General features: G+C 63.3%; 18 protein-coding genes and 1 tRNA gene. 7 read left to right on the top strand and 12 right to left on the bottom strand.

Annotated features, from left to right (window positions below; all coding sequences use genetic code 11):
• The 6 genes from N5D30_RS10025 to N5D30_RS10050 form a co-directional block, all read right to left on the bottom strand.
• Nucleotides 1-2,533, bottom strand: a 2,533-nt coding sequence (locus tag N5D30_RS10025) for an amino acid adenylation domain-containing protein (protein WP_279908837.1), incomplete at its 3' end; no start/stop codon positions are given.
• Nucleotides 2,534-2,816: 283 nt separating this feature from the next.
• Nucleotides 2,817-4,145 carry a SidA/IucD/PvdA family monooxygenase gene (locus tag N5D30_RS10030; protein WP_279908838.1) on the bottom strand — a complete coding sequence of 443 codons (1,329 nt, stop codon included), beginning with the start codon at nt 4,143-4,145 and terminating at the stop codon, nt 2,817-2,819.
• Complete coding sequence (locus N5D30_RS10035; protein ID WP_279908839.1) at nt 4,142-5,209, bottom strand: GNAT family N-acetyltransferase; 1,068 nt, start codon at nt 5,207-5,209, stop codon at nt 4,142-4,144. The genes N5D30_RS10030 and N5D30_RS10035 overlap by 4 nt, the downstream gene beginning before the upstream one ends.
• Before the next feature lie 138 nt (nt 5,210-5,347).
• Nucleotides 5,348-6,214: a formylglycine-generating enzyme family protein gene (locus N5D30_RS10040; protein WP_279908841.1), complete on the bottom strand. Its 867-nt coding sequence runs from the start codon at nt 6,212-6,214 to the stop codon at nt 5,348-5,350.
• A gap of 35 nt (nt 6,215-6,249) precedes the next feature.
• Nucleotides 6,250-7,089: a formylglycine-generating enzyme family protein gene (locus N5D30_RS10045; RefSeq protein ID WP_279909019.1), complete on the bottom strand. Its 840-nt coding sequence runs from the start codon at nt 7,087-7,089 to the stop codon at nt 6,250-6,252.
• 28 nt (nt 7,090-7,117) lie between these two features.
• A complete protein-coding gene (locus tag N5D30_RS10050; protein WP_279908842.1) occupies nt 7,118-8,467 on the bottom strand; it encodes a dipeptidase in 1,350 nt (449 codons plus the stop codon).
• Between the two features lie 157 nt (nt 8,468-8,624).
• Here N5D30_RS10050 and N5D30_RS10055 point away from each other — a divergent pair, with 157 nt between their 5' ends.
• Nucleotides 8,625-10,232 (top strand): PvdJ/PvdD/PvdP-like protein, encoded by a 1,608-nt coding sequence (locus N5D30_RS10055; RefSeq protein ID WP_279908845.1) that lies wholly within the window; start codon nt 8,625-8,627, stop codon nt 10,230-10,232.
• Nucleotides 10,233-10,301: 69 nt separating this feature from the next.
• Nucleotides 10,302-11,432 carry a cupin-like domain-containing protein gene (locus N5D30_RS10060; RefSeq protein ID WP_279908846.1) on the top strand — a complete coding sequence of 377 codons (1,131 nt, stop codon included), beginning with the start codon at nt 10,302-10,304 and terminating at the stop codon, nt 11,430-11,432.
• Between the two features lie 45 nt (nt 11,433-11,477).
• On the opposite strand, the gene N5D30_RS10065 is transcribed toward N5D30_RS10060, so the two are convergent.
• Nucleotides 11,478-13,133, bottom strand: coding sequence for a cyclic peptide export ABC transporter (locus tag N5D30_RS10065; RefSeq protein ID WP_279908847.1), 1,656 nt, complete (start codon nt 13,131-13,133; stop codon nt 11,478-11,480).
• Between the two features lie 82 nt (nt 13,134-13,215).
• Nucleotides 13,216-14,208, bottom strand: coding sequence for a FecR family protein (locus tag N5D30_RS10070; protein WP_279908848.1), 993 nt, complete (start codon nt 14,206-14,208; stop codon nt 13,216-13,218).
• 199 nt (nt 14,209-14,407) lie between these two features.
• Between N5D30_RS10070 and N5D30_RS10075 the strand changes: the two genes are divergently transcribed.
• The 4 genes from N5D30_RS10075 (at nt 14,408) to pabB (ending at nt 19,050) form a co-directional block, all read left to right on the top strand.
• The gene (locus N5D30_RS10075) at nt 14,408-14,944 is read left to right on the top strand and encodes a sigma-70 family RNA polymerase sigma factor (RefSeq protein WP_220814880.1); all 537 of its coding nucleotides are present in this window, start codon (nt 14,408-14,410) and stop codon (nt 14,942-14,944) included.
• A gap of 126 nt (nt 14,945-15,070) precedes the next feature.
• A complete protein-coding gene (locus tag N5D30_RS10080; RefSeq protein WP_279908849.1) occupies nt 15,071-17,317 on the top strand; it encodes an acylase in 2,247 nt (748 codons plus the stop codon).
• 223 nt (nt 17,318-17,540) lie between these two features.
• Nucleotides 17,541-17,614: transfer RNA gene (locus N5D30_RS10085), tRNA-Cys, on the top strand.
• A 92-nt stretch (nt 17,615-17,706) separates the two neighbouring features.
• Nucleotides 17,707-19,050 carry an aminodeoxychorismate synthase component I gene (gene pabB / locus N5D30_RS10090; protein ID WP_279908851.1) on the top strand — a complete coding sequence of 448 codons (1,344 nt, stop codon included), beginning with the start codon at nt 17,707-17,709 and terminating at the stop codon, nt 19,048-19,050.
• 62 nt (nt 19,051-19,112) lie between these two features.
• On the opposite strand, the gene N5D30_RS10095 is transcribed toward pabB, so the two are convergent.
• Nucleotides 19,113-19,610 carry a DUF934 domain-containing protein gene (locus tag N5D30_RS10095; RefSeq protein WP_279908853.1) on the bottom strand — a complete coding sequence of 166 codons (498 nt, stop codon included), beginning with the start codon at nt 19,608-19,610 and terminating at the stop codon, nt 19,113-19,115.
• Nucleotides 19,594-21,252 carry a nitrite/sulfite reductase gene (locus tag N5D30_RS10100; protein WP_279908854.1) on the bottom strand — a complete coding sequence of 553 codons (1,659 nt, stop codon included), beginning with the start codon at nt 21,250-21,252 and terminating at the stop codon, nt 19,594-19,596. The genes N5D30_RS10095 and N5D30_RS10100 overlap by 17 nt, the downstream gene beginning before the upstream one ends.
• Before the next feature lie 484 nt (nt 21,253-21,736).
• Between N5D30_RS10100 and N5D30_RS10105 the strand changes: the two genes are divergently transcribed.
• Entirely contained in the window at nt 21,737-22,789 is a 1,053-nt protein-coding gene (locus N5D30_RS10105) for an ABC transporter substrate-binding protein (protein ID WP_279908855.1), read from the top strand.
• A 3-nt stretch (nt 22,790-22,792) separates the two neighbouring features.
• Here N5D30_RS10105 and N5D30_RS10110 read toward each other — a convergent pair whose 3' ends face one another.
• Both N5D30_RS10110 and N5D30_RS10115 read right to left on the bottom strand, forming a co-directional pair.
• A complete protein-coding gene (locus N5D30_RS10110; RefSeq protein WP_220814869.1) occupies nt 22,793-23,017 on the bottom strand; it encodes a DUF2970 domain-containing protein in 225 nt (74 codons plus the stop codon).
• 40 nt (nt 23,018-23,057) lie between these two features.
• Nucleotides 23,058-24,083 (bottom strand): lipase secretion chaperone, encoded by a 1,026-nt coding sequence (locus tag N5D30_RS10115; RefSeq protein WP_279908856.1) that lies wholly within the window; start codon nt 24,081-24,083, stop codon nt 23,058-23,060.
• Nucleotides 24,084-24,105: the final 22 nt, after the last annotated feature.

The following is a 24,105-nucleotide window of genomic DNA, read 5'->3' on the forward strand; positions in this document are numbered from 1 at the left end:
CTGTACCGCCGATGTACAGCTCTCCGGTCATGCCCGCTGCGCAAGGCTGTAGGGCACCGCTCAGAATATGGATGCCGACGTTGGCGATAGGTGTGCCAATGGCGACGGTGTGGGCCTCGGCGGTTTCATTCAACTCATGGCAGGAGCTATCGATGGTGGCTTCGGTCGGGCCGTACAGGTTGTACAGGGCTCCCGGCCAGAGCTGTCGCAGCTGCCGGGCGAGTTTCTCTGGAAACGCCTCGCCTCCAAGCAGCACCGCTCTGAGCGAGGCCAGCTGAGACGCCCTTGCTCCGTGCATCAACGCCTGGAGAAGGGAAGGGGCCAGTTGAAGTATGGATATGCGCTGCCGGGCCACTTCATCCCAGAGTCGGTGCAGTTTCTGGCTCAGTTCCGGTGCGGCCAGCACCAGTTGGGCACCGTTGATAAGGGGGAGCCAGAACTCCCAGACACTGGCGTCGAAACTGAAGGCTGTCTTCTGTAGCACACGATCGTCCGGACCAAGGCAGAGCCTGTCCTGCATCCAGAACATATGGTTGCTCAGGGCCCGGTGACGGACGAGTACGCCTTTGGGGAGCCCTGTCGAGCCTGATGTGTAGATCAGGTAAGCCGGATTGTCGCCGTGCAGCGAGCGTTGTGGGTTGGTACTTTCGTAGGCCTGCAGCCAGGAGTCGTCCTGACCCAGTATCAGAGTATGTATGGAGCCCGAAGACGACAGACGCTCGCTTAGGTGAGACTGGCTCAGCAGCAAGGAAACGCCGCTGTCCTGCAGCATGTAGGCGAGACGCTCTTCGGGGTAGGCGGGATCCAGCGGCACATAGGCGCCGCCCGCCTTGAGAACTGCCAGCATCCCCACCACCAACTCGACGGAGCGTTCCATGGCGATGCCCACAAGGGATTCGGGGCCCACTCCGAGCTCGATCAGCCTGTGAGCCAGGCGATTGGCATGGTCATTGAGCTGGGAGTAGCTCAAGGTGAGTTCGCCGCAATGCAGGGCGGCGGCATCCGGGGTTCGTCCGGCCTGTTCCTCGACCAGTCGGTGCACATGGCATTCAAGCGGATAGTCGACCCGGGTGGCATTCCAGTCCCGGGTGATGCAGCTCAGCTCCGGTTCGCTCAGAAGTGGCAGCTCACCCAGTGGGCGAGATGGGTCTTCCGCCATTGCGTCGAGCAGATTCAGCCAATGGCCCGCAAGGTGTTCGATGGTTCCAGCGGTAAACAGCTCGCTGTTGTACTCGATAGAGGCATGAATGGTCTGCCGAGAGTATGCGACGTCCAAGGAGAGTTCGAATTTGGCTTCTCTCGACTGAGCCGACATCAGTTCCAGATGCAGGTCATCCAGATGCAGCGGGGTTTGCTCCGTGCTCTCGACGCGCCAGTTGAACAGTGTCTGGAACAGCTGATGGTTCAGGCCGCCCTGTTGTGGCAACAGCTGTTCGGCCAGAAGTTCGTAGGGATATTGCGAGTGCTCCAAGGCCGCGATGGATTGCAGGCGAAGTCTGTGCAGGAAGTCTTTGGTCGGCTCGGCCGGTTCCAGGTGGGCGCGGTAGACCTGGCTGCTGGCGAACAGCCCGACCAGCTCCTGGGTCTGCTCCTGATTGCGGGTGGCGTTGGGGACACCGATGGTGAAGTCGTTCTGGGTGCCATAGCGCCCAAGCAGTACCTGCCAGGCGCCCAGAAATACCACGAAGGGGAGAAGGCCGGTTCTCTGACAGAGTCCTTCCAGCTTATCGTGCAGATGGGCGGGCAGTGCGAAAGTGTGGGCTGCCGCCGTATTGGCCTGCTCGTCTGCACGCGGAAAGTCCGTTGGCAGCAGCAGAGGCGGAGGGAGCTGCCCCAGGTAATGTTTCCAATAGGTCTCGGCGTCTGCGTACTGGGGTGTCGCTGGATATTCGTGCCGCTGCCAGTGAGCGTAGTCGCCATATTGGATCGTGGGGGCTTCGAGTTCCGTAGCGCCTCCTTGACGTATTTGCCGATAGGCGCGGGCCAAATCCTGGAGCAGGATGGGGTTCGACCAGGCGTCGGAGACAATGTGATGCATATTCAGGATGAGCACATGTTCCTGCGCGGACAGCCTGAAGAGCCTGGCGCGTACAGCTGGAGACTCGCTCAGGTCGAATGGAGTGTTCGCTTCATGCTGCAGGTACTGCTCGATCAGCGCCTGCGATGCGCTTCGCTCCTGCAGTGATAAATCCTCCAGGGGCAGGGACAACTTGCTGCCGGCGTCCACCGACTGATAGGGAACGCCTTCCTTTTCCAGAAAACGGCTCTTGAGTATTTCATGCCTGTCTATGACGGCTTGCAGCGACTTCTCGAAGGATTCGTGATCCATTAGACCCGTAAGAACCATTCCCCTGGGAAGGTTGTAGGCCGAGCTCTCCGGGGCAAGCTGTTGCAGCAACCAAAGTCTTTGCTGGGCGAAGGAGAGCGGTGCATCCTTTTCATGTCGCGGCCTGACGGGGTGTTCCGTATCCGTATCGTCTGCTAGTAGCAAACTCAGCAGATCGTCCTCGAGTACTGGGTGCAGTTGATCCATGTAGGTATCGCCATCGGCAGATGAAGAGGTTCGTATGAGATACGAAGGCTGGAGGGCTGGATTTAGGCTTTCCTGCCTTCATCCATACCTGCCGGTACGCCGTGTCGAAAGAGTGATCGTCATGCTGATGACGATGGGGGCTTGCCCAGGTTGTTTCAGGTCTACGGCAGCTTCACTTGTAGAAATGACTTACCGTCCCGGGTATCCCTCGGACGGATAGTGGCCAGCGAAGGTGACCACTTCCGTCGATGATGAATACGATGTTCCCTTGTCCGAATTGGCTTCAGGCAAGAGCAGTGGCCCTGGATGTGTCGGGCTGAGCAGAATTGCGAACGTGATAGAGAGCCCTGCCGATCTCTTCAGCCCGCATGGGGAGTACCGAAAGCAAGGTGTCGCTCAGTCCATGGGAGGCTTCGCAGAAGCCTTGCAGGAAGATCGGAGCATGTAGTTCGTCCGAGGCCAGTACCCGATAGTTGCGGTCTACCTGATAGTCCTTCAAATACCCTTCCAGCGGGCCCAGAAGCTCCCGGTGCGAGCGGCGTTCGTAGCCGGTGGCGAGGATGACCGCGTCGTAGCGATGGGTGCGGGGTTGCCCGGTGGCCAGGTCTCGCAGGGTGAGCTCGATGCCATCAGCAGTGGCAAGGGCGTTCGTGATCTCTTGCCGGCAGTGGACCGCGTGGCGGAACTGGCGGGCGACTTTCTGGCGGTACAACACCCCATAGATACGGTCGATCAGCTCCGGGTCGACGACCGAGTAGTTGGTGTTGTGATATTCCCGGATCAGCTTCTCTCGGTCTGCGGGCGACTGCTGGAACACGAGGTCCGTATATTCCGGGGCGAATATTTCGTTGACGAAAGATGAGTCGTCCGCAGGTTTGAGAGCCGATCCGCGAAGGATCATTTCCACCTTCACCGAGGGGAAGCTGTCATTGAGATCGATGAAGGCTTCCGCAGCACTTTGTCCGGAGCCGATGACGGCTATACGCATCGGTAGGCCCTGACTGCAGGGCAACCCGCCTAGGCCGCTTAGATATCGGGAGTGGTGGAATACCCTGGGATCATCCCGGAGCGGGCCGAAGATCTCTGGAATTTTTGGCGATCCCCCGGTGCTAACCACGACCGATCGGGCTTTGCGGGTATGTTCCACGCCTTGCTGATTACGAGAGATCAGCCTGAGGTGATGAATGGCGCCATTGTCGAATTCAGGCTCGATGCGCAGAACTTCCTCGCCATAGGTGGTCTGGTCGGAGAATTGTTCGGCGACCCACCGCAGATAGTCGTTGAACTCCATCCGGCAGGGATAGAAGGTGCCCAGGTTGATGAAGTCGATCAGGCGACCATGCTGTTTCAGGTAGTTGACGAAGCTGTAGGGGCTGGTGGGATTGCGAAGGGACACCAGATCCTTGAGGAAGGAAATCTGCAGCTCGCTTTGACTGGCCAGAGTGTCGCCGTGCCATTGATAGTTCGACTGCTTGTCGAGAAAGAGCGTATCCAGGGGCTGGCCGCTGGTATGCGCTAGCTCTTCCAGGGCAATGGCCAGAGCGAGATTGGAAGGGCCGAAGCCTACGCCGATGACGTCGTGGATTCTGGATGGGGAGGCTGCGTTGCTCATGCTGTTGGCTCCTGGTGCCGCGAAGGCTCGAAAGTGATTCCCGCTTCTGCCAAGGGCTGGTAGAGGCGTTCGGAAAAGAAACGCTCGCGCCAGAGCATCACCAGCAGCGCACGTTTGTGGGGAAAGTCGAAGTGCTTGATCTTGGCGAAACCGCTGCGATCGAAGTTGGCGATCTGCCGCTGGTTGTCATGGCGTGGTTCGCAGACGATGCGCCGGGTACGAGGGTCGTCGATGAACATGTAATGGCAGATTGACGAGAACCAGGCGGTGTAGAAGGCCTTGCCACGAAAGGCTTCTTCGCCGACGAGCAGATGCAGCCCCCGATCGTAGTCATCCACGTCGTAGAACGGAGCGATGCGATCCTCCTTGGCCCAGTAGATTTCGAAGTAGCCGAAAGGAATGCCATCGAAGCGCCCAATGATCGGCAGGGTATGGGGATCGATCAGTTGCCTCTCGATATACGCCTGGTGCTGTTCAAGATCGCCTTGTTCCTCCCAGAAGTGGGCGACTCGCGGTGAATTCATCCAGCGATTGAACGCGAGCAGATCCTTGTCCGGGTCGATAATCTCGAGGGTCAATGTCTGGCCCAGCCATGGAATGAAACGCCGGTAGAGTTCTCCGCGGGGCTTCGGGGGCCTCAGTGGGTGGCGAATCCCATGGGTCATGACCTGTTTCAAGGGGTAGGCCCCATGGGATCTCTTGGTCAGCCAGAGCGGGGCGTATTGCCAGAGCTGCTCGGCCTCGCAAAGCAGCGCTCCATCATCGCTTCTTACGAACACACCCTCATCCAAGAGGTACTCGAGTCCATTCAGGTTCTCTTGTGCTATCAGCAGCCTTCTTGCCGATGGCATCTGGGTAAACAGGGCGTCACAGGCGGCAAGGACGGCTTCGCCCGCATGTCCTCGATTGACCGAGAGCAGCTCGCAATGGATCGTCGTCTGGCTCTCGTCGAGACAGATGGCCATTTCCAACCACGGCTGTTCGCCTCGTGCGATGGTGAGTGCGCCGTTCCTCAGGCGAGCCCGCAATTCGCTGTTCAGGTCACGACCCTCGAAGACCGGCATCTCTGTGTTCGGAGTGGACCCAGGCGGACATGTCATGTCTGTACCCTGCTATGGATGCGTCTGTTCGATAGAGGAGAGACGAAGGGCTGGCGGTGGGATTTATCAAGGGCAAGCGAACTATTACTGAGCCGATTCGCCTCAGAGATCCCGTGCCACCCTGAAGCCCAAGAAGTCGCCGCGTGAAGCTTTCAGACGGTCGTTTCTGTTGCCTGAGCGGGAGAAGACCGGCGCTTCGCCCCAGTCGTTGCCGCGCATATGGGCTGTGTCGCAATTCTCGTCGTCTATCCATGCGCTGCCATCGACTGGCGCGCCGACGTAGTCGGGGTGCCAGCAGTCGGCGACCCACTCGTAGACGTTGCCATGCATGTCGTAGACGCCGAACGCATTGGGTGGGTAGCTGCCGACCGGGGAGCTGTAGCTGTAGCCATCCTTGGGACCGTAGGTGTTGGCATGCTTGCTGATCTGGTAGTCACCTTCCTCGTCGAAGGGGAACGGGAAAGGTCCCGTGGAGCCGGCGCGGGCACCGTACTCGCGTTCGGCCTCGCTGATCATGCGATAGGGCTTGCCGGTCTTCTTCGTGAGCCACTCGGCGTAGGCCTGGACTTCGAACCAGTCGACGCATACCGCTGGCTGTCGGGGGAGCTGCGGGTAGCTCGGCTTGCTCGCTTCGCACCAGCGGCCAGGGCGCTCGTCTCCGCTCTTGATGATCACGCCGGTCTGCTTGATATAGGCGTTCAGCTCTTCCGCAGTGACATGGAAGCGGCTGATCGCAAAGGGCCTGGCAAAGGTCACTTCGTGCTGCGGGCCCTCGTCGGGTTGTTTGCCCAGTTCGTCGTCCGGGGTACCCATGATGAAGCTGCCAGCGGGTAGCACGACCATTTCCGGGCATTCAGGGCAGTCTTTGAATACGGTGCCGGAGGGGGGGATGTCTGCCGCCTGGGCTGCGCCAACTATCGAGAGAGTCAGGACAGCACTGCTGCGAATGAGGAATTGGATTCTTTGCATCGTTTTTCCGCCGAGTGAAGTTAGGGGGGGCAGGGCTAGTCGGTTAGATCCCGGGCTACCCTTAAACCGATCCAATCACCTCGAGCGCTGGCTTCGCGGGCATTGCGATTGCCCGATCTGGAGAAGATGGATGGTGATAGCCAGTCGTTTCCCCGGATGTGATGGTAATTGCACTCTCCCTCCATCCAGGCGCTGCCGTCGGCTGGGGCCCCGACGTAGTCGGGATGCCAGCAGTCGGCAACCCATTCGTAGACATTGCCATGCATGTCGTAGACGCCAAATGCATTTGGGGGGAAGGCATCGACAGGGGAGGTGTGTTCGTAACCGTCCGCTGCTCCAAGCGTGTTGGCGTGGGCCGTGAGGTCGAAGGTGCCTTTGTCATCGAATGGAAAAGGGCCTTCGCTGCCTGCCCGGGCGGCATACTCGCGCTCGGCTTCGCTGATCATTCGATATGGCTTGCCGGTTTTTTGAGCCAGCCAAGCGATGTATTCGCCTACATCGTTGTAGTCCACGCATACGGCGGGTTGGCGTGGGCCTTGCGGATAGCGGGGCTTGCCATTGATGCACTCCCGGCCGGGACGAGTGTCTCCATTCTTGAGAATGACGCCGGTTTCCCGGGCATAAGCCTCCCACTCCTCTGCAGTGACGTAGAAGCGACTGATGGCGAATGGCCTGGCGAAGGTTACAGGATGCAGGGGCTCTTCATCCGTGTGCTTACCCGCTTCCATACGGGGCGAGCCCATGGTGAAGGTCCCGGCGGGTAGCACGACCATTTCCGGGCAGTGTTCGCAGTCCTTGAAGACCGAGCCTGCGGTATGGGGCTCGGGCGCGGCATGGAGTTGAATGGAGAGCAGACAGAGCAGTAGTACTGGCATATGGCGCATGGTGGTCTCCTCTTTGGAGCTAGCGGGTTGCGGCCTCTTGCGGGGATCGCTGGACTTCTTCCCATACCCTCAGGAAATTACCGCCCCACAGCTTGGCGATGTCCTCGTCCGAGTACCCGCGCTGGATGAGTTCGGCGGTGACGTTGCGAGCGTCGCCGACGTTCTCCCAGCCGGCCACGCCGCCGCCGTCGTTGAAGTCGGAGCTGATGCCGACGTGGTCGATGCCGATCTTCTTCACCGCATAGTCGATGGCGTCGCCGAACTCCTTCAGGCTCGCTCGCGGATCGGTTTCGAGGATGCCGTAGAGCTGGCTGGCGTATTCGCCGAATCTCTTCTCCGGCCAGATCGAGAACGCCGGATCGGCCGGCATGCTGGCCTGGGCCAGGTTGGCCACGTCCGGCAGGCCGAAGCCGGCGCGCATGGTGTTGACCTTCGCGAGTGTCTCCTTGGAGAAGGGGCGAAGCATCGAGGAGAAACCGACGATATGGACGACCCCGCCGGTCTTCTGGATCAGGCGCAGTTCCCGGTCGGTAAGGTTGCGGGGCAGGTCCACCAGGCCGCGCACGCTCGAGTGCGAGGCGATGATCGGCGCCTGGGAGAGTTCGGCGACCTGTTCCAGGGCTCTGCTGGACATCTGCGAGACGTCGATGACCACGCCCAGATCGTTAAGTCGCTTCACGGCCTGGCGGCCAAGATCGGAGAGGCCGCCATGCTCGTCGGGCGAGTCACCGAAGAAGGGCATGGGGCGAGAGGAGTCCGCCCAGGCATTGTTGCCCACGTAGCTGAAGCCGAAGATACGCATGCCGCGCGCGGCCCAGTCGTCCAGGCGCGAGACATCGTCATCCAGCGGGTAGGCATTGAGCATGCTGATGACGATGGCGAACTTGCCTTCGTGGGCTAGCCGCCGGAAGTCGGCCGGCGTATAGGCGATGCCGGCCCGTTCGGGGAAGTCGCGGGCGATGCCGGTGATGATCCGGTAGCGCGCTTCCTGCTCGTTGCGTGCGGCTTCGACGAAACCTGGCGTCGGCCGGTGCGGGCCATTGGCGCCGACCCAGAATTCCGGCCAGGCGAATATGGCCAGCGCCGCACCGCTCAGGCGACCGCGTTCGGCCTTGACCAGGTCGAACTGCGTGGAGCCGTCCTGGTCTGCCTCGCGGCCTTCGCTGCCGAAGCTGGGCGAGATATCGAGGTGGGCGTCGAACGACAGGATTCGCTCCTGCAGGTCGTTGGCCCTGCGCATGACGTCGAGTGGATAGAGCGGGAGGCTAGGTGAGAAAAGCCACCAGACCAACAGGGCGACCGCCGCCACGGCGATCAATGACGGAACGATCAGGAATAGCCATTTCCAGGTGGCGCGACGAGTGCTCATGGGGCTCCCAGCGTTGATGGTTTCGCCGGCCGGTGAGGGCCGATTTCGTTGGGAGAACGAGCCGGCGGGGAGGGAATTTAGCGCCGAGGCCATTCAGTCATAAATCCGCTGTCCCGAGGTTCGTTTTCGCTGGATGTGGCTGGATAGCGAGCGAAGCATGAAGTTTTCTCGAAGGGGGTTCGTGGCGGGGCTGGCGGTGGCGGTGGCCTTGCCAGCGGGCATCTACTACGCCCATCGCGAATGGGAAGATGCAGAGGCTGCCGAGCTTTCGTCAGACGAGCCGGGCACGCCCGTGCCGGTGCTGCAGGATGCCCTGCTGGCCAGCCGGCTGGTCGGCGTATGGGATGTTCGTTTCATCGCGGGGCGCGACGGCTTTCCCGAGATTCCGCCTGGTGAGCTACAACTGCTGCTGGACGTCGGCCCTGGCGGTCGGGCGCTGCGTGGTTATCTGGGGAAGCCGCCCTATGGCGCTGAGGGGCTTCAGGTGTTTGGCCAGCTGGCCGGCGACAAGGCACCGGAATTGCGCTTGACGATGGTGGATGGTCAGGGGTGCTCGCTGGAGTGTACGGCGATCTTCGATGAAATCTGGGGTGAGTGGAGCACCGGCGGAGGCGCTGCGACGTTGAGTGGACATATGCGCCGCTCGGGTGTCCAGGCTGGGCTGTCGACCTCGCAAAGTGATTTCGTCGCGGTCCGCCGGCCGTTCGTTTCGTCTCGCGAGAGGCTGCCCTACGCACCGGAGCTGGAGGCCTGGCTGGTCTCGCCCGGTCATCGTCTGTTCCACCAGCTCTGGCATGCCAGCCGCGATCGCTGGCACCGGTTGGACGAGACACGTCGCCAAGGGCTGCGCGCGCTCGGCTGGCAGGCCGGTCCGCTGGGTGAGGAGCGTGATGCGCGGGGCAAGCATCGGCACCGTAACGGCTCCGGGGAAGATTTCCTGTTCATGCATCGAAAGATGCTGATGCGTGCGAGGTCCCTGCAGGACCTCCCTTCCTGGCCTAGCCTGCCTCCGCCCAGGCCCTATATCGGTCATGGAATTCAGGCGTTCGTGGATTATCTGGCCAACCTCGATGGTTTTTCCGTTCCGCCCGCTTGGGAGGCAGAAGGCGACGACGAATTCAATCAGTGGCTCTACTACATCAAGAGCAGCGAAGGTTACTACGGTGATTTCCAGGCCTGGGAGGCCCAGTACCGAGACCCGGAATACCTCAGCACCCTGTGCCTGAGCGAACTGGGGGCTCGCATCGAGCTGGGCATCCACGACTGGCTGCATATGCGCTGGGCCTCGATACCGCGCGATCCCAACAGCGGCTTTCCGGCGCTCTATGGTCGAGATTCGGCCGACTTCGCCGAGCGTTGGTTCCGCCCCGGCAACGACTACCTGGGTGATCCGTTCTCTTCCCATGTCGATCCGGTGTTCTGGTCGTTCCATGGCTGGATCGACGACCGTATCGAGGACTGGTTCCTGGCTCACGAACAGGCGCATCCCGGCCAGGTGGTGCGCAAGGTGGTCGATGGCGTGCATTGGTTCGCCCCCGGTCTCTGGGTGCGTGTTGCCGAACCCTGGCTGGGACCGATAAACGCCGGCTGTGGTGCATGGGGCCGCGGCAACCGGAACGACGACGGCGAGCTGGACATCGAGACCATGAAGCTTGCGCTGCGCATCGTGTTCACCGATGAGGAAGAGGCGGAGCGCCTGGAGGGGCGGGTGCCGCGCCGGCCCTGGTATGGACGCCACCTGGCACGCGGCGCCTCGCGCGCCTGACGTCAGATAATTCAGGTTCGCCACCATTCGTTCCTGAGAAAAGCATGCTGCTCTGCAGGAGAGCCGATCATGGATCTATCCGCTGTATTGTCCACTCTGTTCGCTGGTGCGCAGGCGGTGGGGGCCCGTGGGGTCTTCCAGTTCGTCTTTTCGGCGGACAATGCCGTCTGGTCGGAGGTCGGCGACCAGGTGACCATCCGCCCTGGTCGCCATCCCGCTGCCGATGTCACCATCGAGCTTGGCGAGCAGGACTTCGCTGGGATTCTGCAGGGGCAGCAGGACGTCGAGGAACTATTCGCCAGCGGTCGCCTCAGGATCGGTGGGCAGATGGGGCTCGCCACGTTGCTGCCGCAGATCATCAACGCGGCTCGCCGGGGTGGTTCCGCACCGCCTGAGCAGACGCGCGACATGAACCAGCGTTATGCCGCTCCGGAGCGCACCGCCGACAGGGTCTCGGCGGCCCAGGCTCCGCTGCTGGCGGTAGAGCGGCGACCGCGTGATGGTCTGCTGGTGGAGGAGTTCCGCCGCCGTTATCTGCCACAGGGGCTGCCAGTCATCATCAGCAATGCACTGGCCGACTGGCCGCTGTTCAACATGAGTCGCGAGGAATCGCTGACGTATTTCGCCGAGCTGCAAGGCATCACCCGGCACGGCGACTATGTGGAGAAGACCTTCTCCACCGAACGCGATTTCCGCTCGACCTCGATGGCAGACTTCATCGCGGCGCTCGACGGGGAGCAGGAGGAGGGTGTTCCGCCGCCCTACATGGGCAACAACGTCCTCCCGACCCAATTGCTTGAGCTGATCCGCTTTCCCGATTACTTCGAGCACTCGCTGTACATCAAACCGCGCATCTGGATCGGCCCCAAGGGTACGCTCACGCCATTGCACCGGGATGATACGGACAACCTCTTCGCCCAGGTCTGGGGGCGCAAGTCCTTCATTCTGGCAGCCCCCCACCATCGCGAGGCACTGGGTACCTGGTCGACGTCGCCCGAAGGTGGGTTGGAGGGCTGCGAGGTGAACCCGGACGCTCCCGACTACGAGCGCTTCCCGGGTGCCAGAGAGGTGGTCTTCCTGCGCATCGAGTTGGAGGCGGGCGACCTGCTGTTCCTGCCGGATGGCTGGTTCCACCAGGTCGAGTCGGTGTCCACTTCGCTATCCGTCAATTTCTGGGTCAACTCGGGACGTGGCTGGTGAAGCGGATCGGGGCGTCACACGCCCCGATCTTTTGATCGAGGCAGGTCAGGCCGGGCAGGTCGTGGATTCGTTCACGACATGCCCGGCATGCATGTGCACCAGTTGGTCGGCAATATCGAAATAGCGGTCGTCGTGGGAGATGACGATGATCGTCTTACCCTGGCGTTTCAGTTCGGGCAGCAGCTCGGTGTAGAACACCCGCCGGAAGGCCGGGTCCTGGTCGGCGGCCCACTCGTCGAACACCAGCACAGGGCGGTCATCGAGCCAGGCGTTGACCAGGGCCAGGCGCTTGCGCTGGCCTGTGGACAGGTCGGTGGTGGTGAAGGCGCCGTCGCGGATGCCGACCTTGTGGGCGATGTCCAGGCGCTCCAGATACTTGAGCGCCTCCTGCGGCAGCTCGGAGCGCCCTTGAAGCAGTTCGTCGAACAGGTAGTAATCGGTAAACACGGTGGTGAACAGTTGCCGGTAGTCGTCACGATGCTCGGCGTGAACCGCCTGCCCGTTTAGGCGTATCTCGCCGTGTTGGGGGGCGTAGAGACCCAGTAGCAGCTTGATCAGGGTGGTCTTGCCGCAGCCGTTCTCGCCGACGATGAAGACTATCTCGCCACGACGGATGCTCAGGTCGATCGGCCCCAGGTGGAAGGGCTGGCTGCCGGCGGTCTGGGGATAGTCATAGCGCACCTGGCGCAGCTCGATGCGCTCCAGCTCGAGGACGGTTGGCGCGGTTTTGTCACCCAGCAGATCGGGTTCGGCCGTGGAAAAGCGCTGGGCCAGTTCGTTGATGCGGCGGAAAGCGACCTTGGCGCGGCTGAGGTTGGGAATGTTGTCGACCAGCTGCTCCAGCGGGCTCTTCATGTACAGCATGACCAGCACGAAGCCACCCAATACCGTTCTTTCGCCTGTGGGCCAGATGGCGAGGAAGGCGATGGCCATGCCGATCACCGCGAAGAACAGCATCGAGCCGAAGGTCTCCGCACTGATGAAGATGCCGGCGGCGCGGATGTTGGCCCGGCAGATCCGCTCGGTGGTGCCGTGGATCTGTCGGTCCAGCAGGTCCTGGCGGCGGCTTCTCTGGATGCGCAGCTCCTTGGCGCCGGCGGAGATGGCCTGGTAGTGCTTCTGCAATTCGTCCTCGCCGTCGCGGGCCGCCTGGATGCTATGGGTGCCCTTGCGGTGCGCCAGGTATTGCGCGCCGCTGCCGAGGATCACGGTGAGCACCGTGATCAGCAGGATTGGCCAGGACAGCAGGGCCAGGTAGGTCAGGCAGCCGAGGGTCACGGTCAGGGCGATCAGCATGGGCGCCACGCTCAGGGCGAAGATGCTGAGGGCGCCGATGTCGTTCAGCAGCACCGGAATCAGGCGGTGCGCCCGATAGCGCTCCAGTTGCTCGATGGGGGCGCAGAGGATGCGCGATGCCAAGTCCCGACGCAGGTTGGCCACCACCCGCTGGCCCACGTAGTTGGTCAGCAGCTTGGACAGGGTGGAGCAGGCCACGGTGGCGACGCAGAGCAGGGCGAACAGCGACGCCAGGCCCAGGTCGGGGCCGGCCTCTGTGTTCATGGCGCGGTTGATGGTGGCCAGCAGGGCGGTAATGCTCAGCCCTCCGGCGATGCCAAGAAGGGCCGAGAGCAGCACCTGCGGCCAGAAGGGTTTGAGGATACTCAGGGTTTCGCGGGTGAGGCTGTCTGCGGTGGGCGTCATGGAGGCCTTCTCGGATGCCGACGGGGGAATGCCGAGGGCTCGGCTTGAGTCGTTGAGACGAGAAGGCGGGGGGGATATTTAGTCAGCGGCTGTGGATGACGGTCTCACCGTCGGCGTTCTGGCTCAGGTAGACCGGCAGCACCTTGGGCAGGGTCTGTACCAGCTGGGCGACGTTGCGGGTGTCGTAGATGCCGCCGATGCGTACCCGTGCGGTCTTCTGGTCGGCCAGGCGAACCGGTTTATCCAGATAGCGGTTGATCACCGGCAGGGCCTCGGCGAGCGTCAGGTCGTCTAGCACCAGCTTGCCGGCGCGCCAGGAGAGCGCGTTGGTATTCGCGCTCGACACATGTGGCAGCTCGTCGCCGTCGTCGAAGCGGGCTTGCAGGCCCGGCGACAGGTAGGCCACCTGGCTGGGTTCGCTCAGATCGCTCTGTACCTTGACCGAGCCTTCGGTCAGCGTGACCACCACTTGGTCACCATAGGTCCAGACATTGAAGCGGGTGCCGGTGACGGTGATGCTGCCGTTGCCGGCATACACCACGAAGGGATGCTCGGCGTCGTGCCGGACCTCGAAATAGGCCTCGCCTTCGCGGAGTGCCACGCTGCGGCCGTCGCGGAAATTGCCGAACCAGAGCGTGGTGCCCAGGTTGAGCTCGGCGCGCGAACCGTCGGGCAGGGTGGCGATACGCATGTTCTCGCCGGCGTGATAGCGCTGGATGTTGTTCGGCAGCAGCCCCTGATGCCAACCCAGCCACCCTCCCAGCCCCAGGACCAGCGCAGCCGCGGTCGCTACGAAGCGCTTGCTCCGGCGTCTGCGCGGGCTCGCCGGGGGAGCCTGCTCGAGGGTAGTGCGGGATCGAGGCTGCGTGGCTTGGCTGGGCAGATGCTCACTGACCAGCCAGATCTCCATCATGCCCTGGTACTCGCGGGCATGGGCCGGATCGCTGCTCAGCCAGCGGTCGAATGCCGCCCGTTCCTCATCCGTGCAGTCATCCGCGTGCAGACGCATGCACCAGCGGGCCGCTTCCTCGGCGAGGCTGTCGTCTACCGCATGGGATGAAGTGTGGAGAGTCATCGGGCTACCGGTTCGGCTGGGGAGCAATCAAGCAATACAATGGGATTTCTATTAAATATGAGAATTATTATGATTTGGCACTGTGCCAGTATAGAATGCGACCGATAGTGGCTCAAGGCAGCTGGTCGGGCAAGCATGGCGGCCTTTTGTCACGCATTCCTGGGGCGCAAGGGCGCTGCGTTTCTGCCTGGGGAGGAGCATGGAGAAGTATTACCGGCAACTGGTTCATTACCTGACCGTACGACTGCGTGATCAGCATCTGGCTGCGGATGTCGCCCACGACGCCTACGTGCGCGTGCTCGAAGGCGGGCGCGGCAGCGCGGCCGAATATCCGCAGGCCTACCTGTATCGTACGGCGCTGAACATCGTCGTGGACGTTCATCGCCGCAGCGTCGTGCGGCAGAGCGAATCGCTGGACGATATCGAACCACAGGCGCAGGCCGCAAACCAATTCCTCTCCCCGCAGGACTCGCTGTACCTGCGGCAGCGCGCCGAGCTGGTCGAGCGTGCATTGGGCGAGTTACCCTCCAACTGTCGCGAAGCCTTCCTGCTGCGCAAGCTGGACGGGATGGCCCACCATGAGATCGCCTCGCGGATGGGCATCTCCAAGGACATGGTGGAGAAGCATATCGTCAATGCGATGAAGCATTGCCGCATCCGGGTCAAGGAAATGGAGTATTCCAAGGCCGACCCCGATGACGCCGCTCGCCGGGTTTCCCGCTTGCGCTACCGCTAAATTTCCTCGTCTTCGCTGCGTCTCTCCCTGATCGCGCGCCGAGCCCCGGCGCGTATTTCATGACGGGAGATGGGTGTGCGCAGGATTCTTATCGCACTACCGGCAGGGTGCTTCATGGCCACGGCAATGGCCGATGCGCCGATGACCTACAAAGCCGAAATCCGCTGGACCTCCTTCGGCATTCCGCACATCCGTGCGGCCGACGAACACGGCCTGGGCTATGGGATCGGCTACGCCTACGCGCGGGACAACCTGTGCCTGCTGGCCGACGAGGTCCTCACCGTGCGGGGCGAACGAGCACGCTTCCTCGGTCCGGAGGGGCGCTCCTCCGCCGGGATGGAGAATGTCCAGTCGGATTTCTTCTTCCGCTGGTTGAATACCGACGAGGCCATCGCCGCGTTCCGCGACAGCCAGACGCCTGCGATCCGCCAGCTGTTGTCGGGCTACGTGCAGGGATTCAATCGCTACCTGGCCGATGACCGCCAGCCTGCCACCTGCCGCGGTGCCGCCTGGCTGCGCCCGCTGGAGGAGGATGACATGGTGCGGCTGGTGCGGCGCCTGCTGGTCGAGGGTGGCATCGGCCAGTTCGCCGATGCCATGCTGGCCGCCACGCCGCCTCGGGAAGCGGTTGCCGTGTCCAGGCCTCGTGCCATGCCCGATCTGGCGGCGCGCTTGTCGGACTTCCGCCTGGAGCGCGGCAGCAACGCTATCGCCGTAGGCGGGCAGCGCACCGAGAACGGCAAGGGACGCCTGCTGGCCAATCCACACTTTCCGTGGAGCGGAGGGCTGCGCTTCTACCAGATGCACCTGACCCTGCCGGGCAAGCTGGACGTCATGGGCGCCGCGCTACCCGGCCTGCCGGTGGTGAATATCGGCTTCAACCAGCACCTGGCCTGGACCCATACCGTGGATACCTCCAGTCACTTCACCCTGCACAGGTTGGCGCTGGACCCGAACGATTCCACGCGCTACCTGCTGGACGGGAAGAGCCTGCCGCTGCGCCGGACCTCGTTGAGCATCGATGTGCTCGGAGCGGACGGGCGCCTGTCGAAACAGACCCGGGACATCTATGAGTCCACCTTTGGCCCGGTGCTGAACTGGCCCGGCCTGCTCGACTGGAACCGGCAGCACGCCTACGCTCTGCAGGACGTCAACCTGGGCAACACCCGCGTCCTGCAGCAGTGGCTGGAGATGAACCAGGCCAGCGATCTGCAGACCTTCCGCGCGGCGATCCAGGGCATCCAGGGGATTCCGTGGGTCAACACCCTGGCGGTGGATGATCGTGGCAGCGCGTTGTACATGAACGGCTCGCTGGTGCCGAAGCTTTCCCCTGAGCAACTGGGGACGTGCGTCGATCAGGCCCTGCTGGCCCACGGACTGCCCGGCCTGGACGGCAGCCGCAGCGATTGCAACTGGCAGACGGACCCGGGAGCGGCGCAGGCCGGCGTCGTGGCGGGCCGTGACCTGCCGCTGCTGCAGCGCGACGATTTCGTGCAGAACTCTAACGACAGCGCCTGGCTGAGCAACCCCGCCGCACCGCTGACGGGCTTTTCTCCTCTGGTCAGCCGCGAAGGCCGGCCGCTCAGCGCGCGTACCCGCTATGCCCTGAAGTCTCTCGAAAGCCGTCGGAAAAAGCCGTTGAGCGAGGCGTTTCTCGAACAGCTGGTGACCGACAACCGGGTCTACCTGGCTGATCTGGTTCTCGATGATCTCCTGGCATTCTGCGCGTCCCGCACAGCGGAACGCGGGCTGGTGGAAAGCTGCAAGGCGCTGGCCGGGTGGGACAGGCGTGCAACGCTGGAGAGCGGGCTGGGGATGCTGTACTTCCAGCTCTTCATGAGGGCGCTCGCCGAGCCCGATGCGGTCTGGCGTCATCCCTTCGATCCGCAGGACCCGCTGCACACGCCGCGCGGTCTGGCCTGGCAGGACCCGCAAGTGGCTGCGCAGCTCGAACAGGCGCTGAGCGAGGCGGCGCGTCAGATCGCTGAAACGCATCTGCCGGCCGGCACCAGTTGGGGCCAGATCCAGCTGGCCAAGCGGGGCACTGTACGAATCCCGATTCCCGGCGGTGACGGACACCTGGGCATCTACAACGCGATCCAGAGCCAGCCCGGAGAGGGCGGGCATCTGGAGGTGGTGGGCGGCAGCAGCTACATCCAGTTGGTTAGTTTCGACGAGCAGGGGCCGGTGGCGAAGGGGCTGCTGGCCTTCTCGCAGTCCAGCGATCCGAAATCGCCGCATTTCGCGGACCAGACCGAGCTCTTTTCGCGCCAGGCATGGCAACCGATCCCGTTCACGCGCGAGCAGATAGATGCCGATCCCAACCTCCTGATCCTCAGGCTCAGCCCGCTGGAGGTGATGGTGAAAAACTAGGTGGGCGCAGGGGGAAGGGGAGCAGCGGCTTGCCCCATTCGGGGCAGGAAAAAAGTCGACACTGGACTTGCTTGGCTCTGCAAACAAGGCCATAATGCGTCCGCTGCTCACGTAGTGAGTGCGGAAATCTTTGTTAAATCAAAGAGTTAGAGGCTAAGAATCGCCTCGTTCCCCACTCCGATTTATTGACGCAGGCGCTGCCAAAAGCGGCGTTTTCGTTTGAGGCCGGGTGGCAGAGTGGTCATGCAGCGGATTGCAAATCCGTGTACGCCGGTTCGATTCCGACCTCGGCCTCCACTATGGAAAGCCCCGCAGATTCAGGTCTGCGGGGCTTTTTTCATTGATTCGCATGCTTCTACAATCGCAAGCCCAGCCTTCGACTCCTCAGTATGAGCATCTGCCGCGTCCACTCCCTCCCTTACCGGACCGATCCTGCCGCGTACTTTTCCAGGGTGCGCCGCGAGCCGGGCGCCGTGCTGCTGGACGCTGGCCGGCCGCAGGCGGAGCGGGGGCGTTTCGATCTGCTCAGCGCCTGGCCGCTGGCGACCTATGTGCCGCAGGCCGATGAAGCGGCGTGGCCGTTCTTTCAGCGCCTGCGCGAAGGCCTGGCCCGCCTGGGGCGGGCCGAGGCGCCGGATGGTTTCGAACTGCCTTTCACAGGTGGGCTGATCGGTTATCTGGCCTATGACTTTGGTCGGCGCCTAGAGCGGCTACCGGAGAATGCCGTCGATGATCTGGACCTGCCCGATGCCCGCTTCGGGCTCTATGGCTGGGCGCTGGTCAGCGATCATCTGCGCCAGACCAGTCAGCTGGTGTTTCACCCGCACCTGGCACAGGAAGAGTGTGAGCGCCTGGTGGCGCTGTTCGAGGCGGATGCAGGGCCGGCGCTCGAGCCTTTCTCGTTGCGCCAGCCATTCCGTGCCGATCTCGACGAGGACGGGTACCGCGATGCCATCGAGCGTATCCAGGCCTATATAGAGGCGGGGGATTGCTATCAGGTGAACTTCGCCCAGCGCTTCCAGGCGCCTTGCAAAGGTGATGCATGGAGCGCCTACCGCGCGCTTCGCACTGCCTGTCCGACGCCGTTCGCCGGCTTCCAGGCGCTGGAGGGCGGCGATGCCATTCTCAGCCTGTCGCCGGAACGGTTCCTGCAGGTCAACCAGGGGGGGGTGGAGACACGGCCGATCAAGGGCACCCGGCCTCGGGGTGCCACGCCCGCGGAGGATGCGGCCAATGCGGCCGAGTTGCTGGCCAGCGCCAAGGATCGCGCCGAGAACCTGATGATCGTCGACCTCTTGCGCAACGACCTGGGGCGCAGTTGCGGCACGGGATCGGTGCGGGTGCCTGAGCTGTTCGCGCTGGAGAGCTATCCCAATGTGCACCATCTGGTCAGTGCCGTGACCGGCGAGCTGAGCGCGGACAAGGATGCCCTGGACCTGGTCGCCGGCAGCTTCCCGGGCGGCTCCATCACTGGCGCGCCGAAGATCCGTGCGATGCAGATCATCGACGAGCTGGAGCCGACCCGTCGCGCGCTCTACTGCGGTTCATTGCTCTATCTGGATGTGCGCGGCGAGCTGGACAGTTCCATCGCCATCCGCAGTCTGCTGGTCAAGGACGGCGTCGTCAGCTGCTGGGGCGGTGGCGGCATCGTGGCCGATTCGGACTGGCGCTCGGAATACCAGGAGTCCATCACCAAGGTGAAGGTCCTGCTGCAGACCCTGGAAGCGCTTTGATGTTGAACCGACCGCCCAGCCGGCGCCATTGCGGCGACCGGCGTGAGCGGTGGTGAGGCGAGTCAGGCGCGGCGGCGGAACAGCGGCAGCGGCTGATCGGTGGAGGCCTGGTAGACCTCGGAGAAGTCCTCGAAGGCCTTGAGCGCGTCATGGGGGTCCTTGTCCGCGCGCAGGGCGAAGGCGTCGAAGCCGACCCGCTTGTAGGAGAACAGCTGGTCGCGCAGCACGTCGCCGATGGCCCGCACTTCGCCCTTGTAGCCGTAGCGGTTGCGCAGCAGGTAGGCGCTGGAGCAGTGGCGGCCGTCGGTGAAGGCGGGGAAGTTGAGGGCGATCACCTGGAAGTTGTCCAGCTGGTCGGCGATTTCCTCGATTTCCTCGCCGGCGTCCAGCCACACGCCCAGGCCGCCGTCGCGGGCCTTGAGGGCATGGGCGTGTTCGCGCCAGAGGGCCAGCGGCACGATCAGGTCGTCGCAGTTGCTGACGCTGTCGAGCGTGGCGTCCTGGGGCAGCAGGTGCCAGGTTTCGTCCAGCACCTGGCCGTTTTTAATGATTCGCTGCATAGACGCGCTCCTTGAACGGGTCGATCCCGATACGGCGGAAGGTATCGAGGAAGGTTTCTTCTTCGGTGCGTTGCTCGACGTAGACCTTGATCAGCTTGTCGATCACGTCGGCCATCTGCTCCTGGGCAAAGGACGGGCCAAGGATCTGCGCCAGGCTGGATTCGCGGCCGGCGCTGCCGCCGAGGGAGACCTGGTAGAACTCCTGGCCCTTCTTGTCCACGCCGAGGATGCCGATGTGGCCGACATGGTGGTGACCGCAGGCGTTCATGCAGCCGGAGATGTTCAGGTCTAGGTCGCCGATATCGAACAGATAGTCCAGATCGTCGAAGCGGCGCTGGATGGCTTCGGCCACCGGGATCGACTTGGCGTTGGCCAGGGAGCAGAAGTCGCCGCCCGGGCAGCAGATGATGTCGGTCAGCAGGCCCACGTTCGGCGTGGCGAAGCCCAGTTCGCGCAGCTCGCCCCACAGGGTGAACAGCTGCTGCTGCTCGACGTCGGCGAGGATGATGTTTTGGTTGTGGCTGTTGCGCACCTCGCCGAAGCTGTAGCGGTCGGCCAGGTCGGCGATGGCTTCCAACTGCTTGTCGGTGACGTCCCCGGGAGCGACGCCGGTGGGTTTCAGCGACAGGGTCACAGCGACGTAGCCCGGCTTCTTGTGGGCGAAGGCATTGCGCTGGCGCCAGCGGGCGAAGCCCGGGTGCTGGGCGTCGAGGGCGGCCAGTTCGGCATCCTGGTCGGCCAGCTCGCGGTAGGCCGGGTCGACGAAGTGGGCGGCGACGCGGGCGACTTCGGCCTCGGTGAGGGTGGTCGGACCATCCTTGAGGTGGGCGAACTCGGCTTCGACCTTCTCGGCGAAGACTTCCGGGGTCAGCGCCTTGACTAGGATCTTGATGCGCGCCTTGTACTTGTTGTCGCGACGGCCATAGCGGTTGTACACGCGCAGGATGGCGTCGAGGTAGCCGAGCAGGTGCTGCCACGGCAGGAATTCGTTGATGAAGCTGCCAACGATCGGGGTCCGGCCCAGGCCGCCGCCGACGGCGACGCGGAAGCCCAGCTCACCGGCCTCGTTCTGTACCGCCTCCAGGCCGATGTCATGCACTTCGACCGCGGCGCGGTCGCTCACGGCGCCGTTGACGGCGATCTTGAACTTGCGCGGCAGGTGGGTGAATTCGGGGTGGAAGGTAGACCACTGGCGGATGATCTCGCACCAGGGGCGCGGGTCGACGATCTCGTCCTTGGCCACGCCGGCGAACTGGTCGGTGGTGGTGTTGCGGATGCAGTTGCCGCTGGTCTGGATCGCGTGCATCTGCACGGTGGCCAGTTCCGCCAGGATCTCCGGCACGTCTTCCAGCTCCGGCCAGTTGAACTGCACGTTCTGGCGGGTGCTGATGTGGGCGTAGCCCTTGTCGTAGTCGCGAGCGATCTGCGCCAGCTTGCGCACCTGGGTGGAATTCAGCAGGCCGTACGGCACGGCGATGCGCAGCATCGGCGCGTAGCGCTGGATATAGAGGCCGTTCTGCAGGCGCAGCGGGCGGAACTCCTCGCCGGAAAGCTCACCGGCCAGGTAGCGGTGGGTCTGGTCGCGGAACTGCTTGACGCGGTCCTCGACGATCCGCTGATCGTAGTCGTCGTATACGTACATAGGTGTCCTGTGGAGGTCAGGCTACTGCTTCATCAGGCAGCGATGGTTTTTTCTCGCGCGCACGGTAAACGCGCTCTTTATTCAGGCTGGGGAAGATACCAGTTCGTAAATATGGGAAAAAGTGAAGTTTCCATATAAGTACATAGCTAAATTAGATAAGCGAATCGGCTTGAGGCGACGGCGAGCCTGGTCTTAACTGTGGTGACACCCAATAACCACAAGAAAGGTGTAGCCATGACCAAGCATTCAGTCTCTGATGACAAGGACAGCGTCGTCGACGCCTGGGCGATACTCGCGCTGATCGTGCTGGTGGTGAGTACCGCCGTGTTCTGGGTCAGCCACCAGTAAACCCTTTCGACAAGCCGGAGCCTGCGTCGAGAGCCCGGCGTTGCTTCCGGCTGCCTGTCCGCGCGGATCGACGAGACCCCTGATCGACAGTGGCGCTGTATACTCCGCCGCCTACTGCCGAATCCGGATTCACGAATTGTCGTTCCGTATTTTCCTGTGCCTCTGTTTCAGCGCCTTCTGCGCCCCGGTGCAGGCCACCTCCGTGGTCTTCTTCAACCCCGGCTATTCCAGCGAAAGCTTCTGGGTCGACTACAGCCGCTACATGCAGGATGCGGCCGGCGACCTGGGCATGGAGCTGGAGGTGCTCTACGGCGAGCGCGACAACGAGACGGTTCTGCGCAACGCCCGTGCCCTGCTCGAACGCCAGCGCAAGCCCGATTACCTGCTGTTTTCCAACGAGCAGTATCTCGGCCCGGAGATCCTCCGCCTGCTGGCTGACAGCGGCATCCGCCTGTTCACCCTGCACAGCACGCTCACCGTGGAGCAGCAGCGGCTGGCCGGCGGTAGCCGGGAGAAGTACGCCAACTGGATCGGCAGCCTGGTCGCCAACGACGAGGAGGCCGGCTACCTGATGGCACGTGATCTGCTCAAGGGCGCGAGCGAGGGAAGCGAGCTGGTGGCTTTCTCCGGGGTGAAGAACACGCCTTCCGCCACCCTGCGGGAAGAAGGATTGCACCGCGCCCTGGCGGAGCGGCCCCAGGTGCGCCTGCGCCAGCTGCTCTACGGCGAGTGGAGCCGGCAGCGCGCCTACGAGCAGGCCGGGGCCCTGTTGCCCCGCTATCCGAATGTGGCCCTAGTCTGGTCGGCCAATGACGAGATGGCCTTCGGCGCCATGCAGGCGGCGGAAGAGCAGGGCAGGCGCCTCGCCTACACGGCGCTGAACAATTCCGAACGCGCGCTGCGGGCGCGCATGGACGGCAGGATCGGCACGCTCGCCACCGGCCATTTCATTCTCGGTGGCTGCGCGCTGGTGATGCTGCACGACCACGCCGCCGGGATGGACTTCGCCGAGCGCGGTGGCAAGGACCAGATGGCCCGCCTGCTGCGCCTGGTCGATGCGGGACAGGCGAAGAAACTCCTGAAGCGGATCGGCAGCGCCGACCTGGGCCTGGACTTCCGCCGTTTCAGCGCCACCCGCAATCGGGCCATGAAGGCCTATTCCTGCTCGATCGACAGCCTGTTGCGCTGAGCCTCAGACCCCGGCCAGGTGCAGCACCAGCCTGACCAGCGCAAACAGCAGCAGCACGAACACCGAAGTGAACAGCACGCCGAGCAGGATGAAGTGGATCGGCTTGCCGCGCTCGAAGTCGCGCGCCCGGTTCTTGCCGCTCTGTACGCCAATGGCGGCGGCCAGCACGCTCTGCAGCATCTCGCGGAAGGTCAGCGGCTTGTTGTTGTCGTCGTTCTGTTGGTCCATCGGACACCTCCTGGGCTCAGCTTAGCCCAGGCGGTGGGATTTACAGCTCCGCGTCCAGTGCCTCTACCCGTTTGCGCTCCAGCGCGTCGAAACGGCTCGCCTGCAGCTCGGCGACGGCCGCCTGCAGGTCGGTGTCGCTGAGCCCCGTGGCGCGCAGGCGGTTGCGCTCGGCGGCGTAGTCGACCAGGCGCTGCCGCCAGGCGGCCTGCTGGCGGTCCAGTTCGGCCAGGGCGTCTGCGGCCTCGCTGCCCAGTTCCTGTTCGCGCAGCTGGCGGATTTCCTCGGCGCTGGCGCCTCGCGCCTGCATGGCCTGGGTCGCGGCATAGAGGTCGCCATGGCGGGTGCTGGCCGTCCGGGTCTCGCGAACCTCATTAGGCAATTGCTGTTCCAGTTCGGCGATGGCCTGCAGGCGCTGCTCCTCGCTGAGGTCCTTCTGCTGGCCTAGCGCCAGACGCTGCACCGCGTATTCGTCCTCGGCGTTTTCGCGAGCGAAGAACACGGCGTATTCCTCGGCGCTGAAATACTGCTGGCGCGTGGCGTTGAGCGCGTCCAGGCGCTGGCGCAGGGCGTCGGCATCCAGGGCGATGCCGGCCTCGGGCAGGTTCTGCAGGGCGATGCGGTAATCCACGTAGCGGCTCAGCAGGTCGCGCGCCTGGTTCAGGGCGTTGCCTTTCAGCTGGGCGGCCAGGTCCCGGTGGATGCGGGTCAGTACCTTGTCCAGGCCTTCTTCCTCGCGGCCGGCCAGGTAGAAGTCGAACAGGTGCAGCAGGTCGGACTGCAGTACCAGGTTGCCCTGCGCATCCATGCCGAGGATCACGCCATGGCTGGCGCCTTGTAGGGAGGGTGGCAGCGGGCCCGGATCGGCCAGGGCGGCAGTCTGAGTCTTGCGCAACTGGTGGTTGAGGGCGCTGGCCTGGCGGCTGCGCTCGTCGTTCGCGGGTACGGCGGCCGGCGAAGGGGATTCGGCTTGGAGGGGGGTAGCGGGCTGCGGGCGATACAGCAGCAAGGTGCTGCCGACCACTGTCGCGCCGACGGCCAGGGCGGCCAGGATGATTCTGCTGGACATCGAGCACTCCTCGCGGCGGGCA

The organism is Pseudomonas sp. GD03875, assembly GCF_029840585.1.
In the GTDB taxonomy this organism is placed as follows: domain Bacteria; phylum Pseudomonadota; class Gammaproteobacteria; order Pseudomonadales; family Pseudomonadaceae; genus Aquipseudomonas; species Aquipseudomonas paralcaligenes.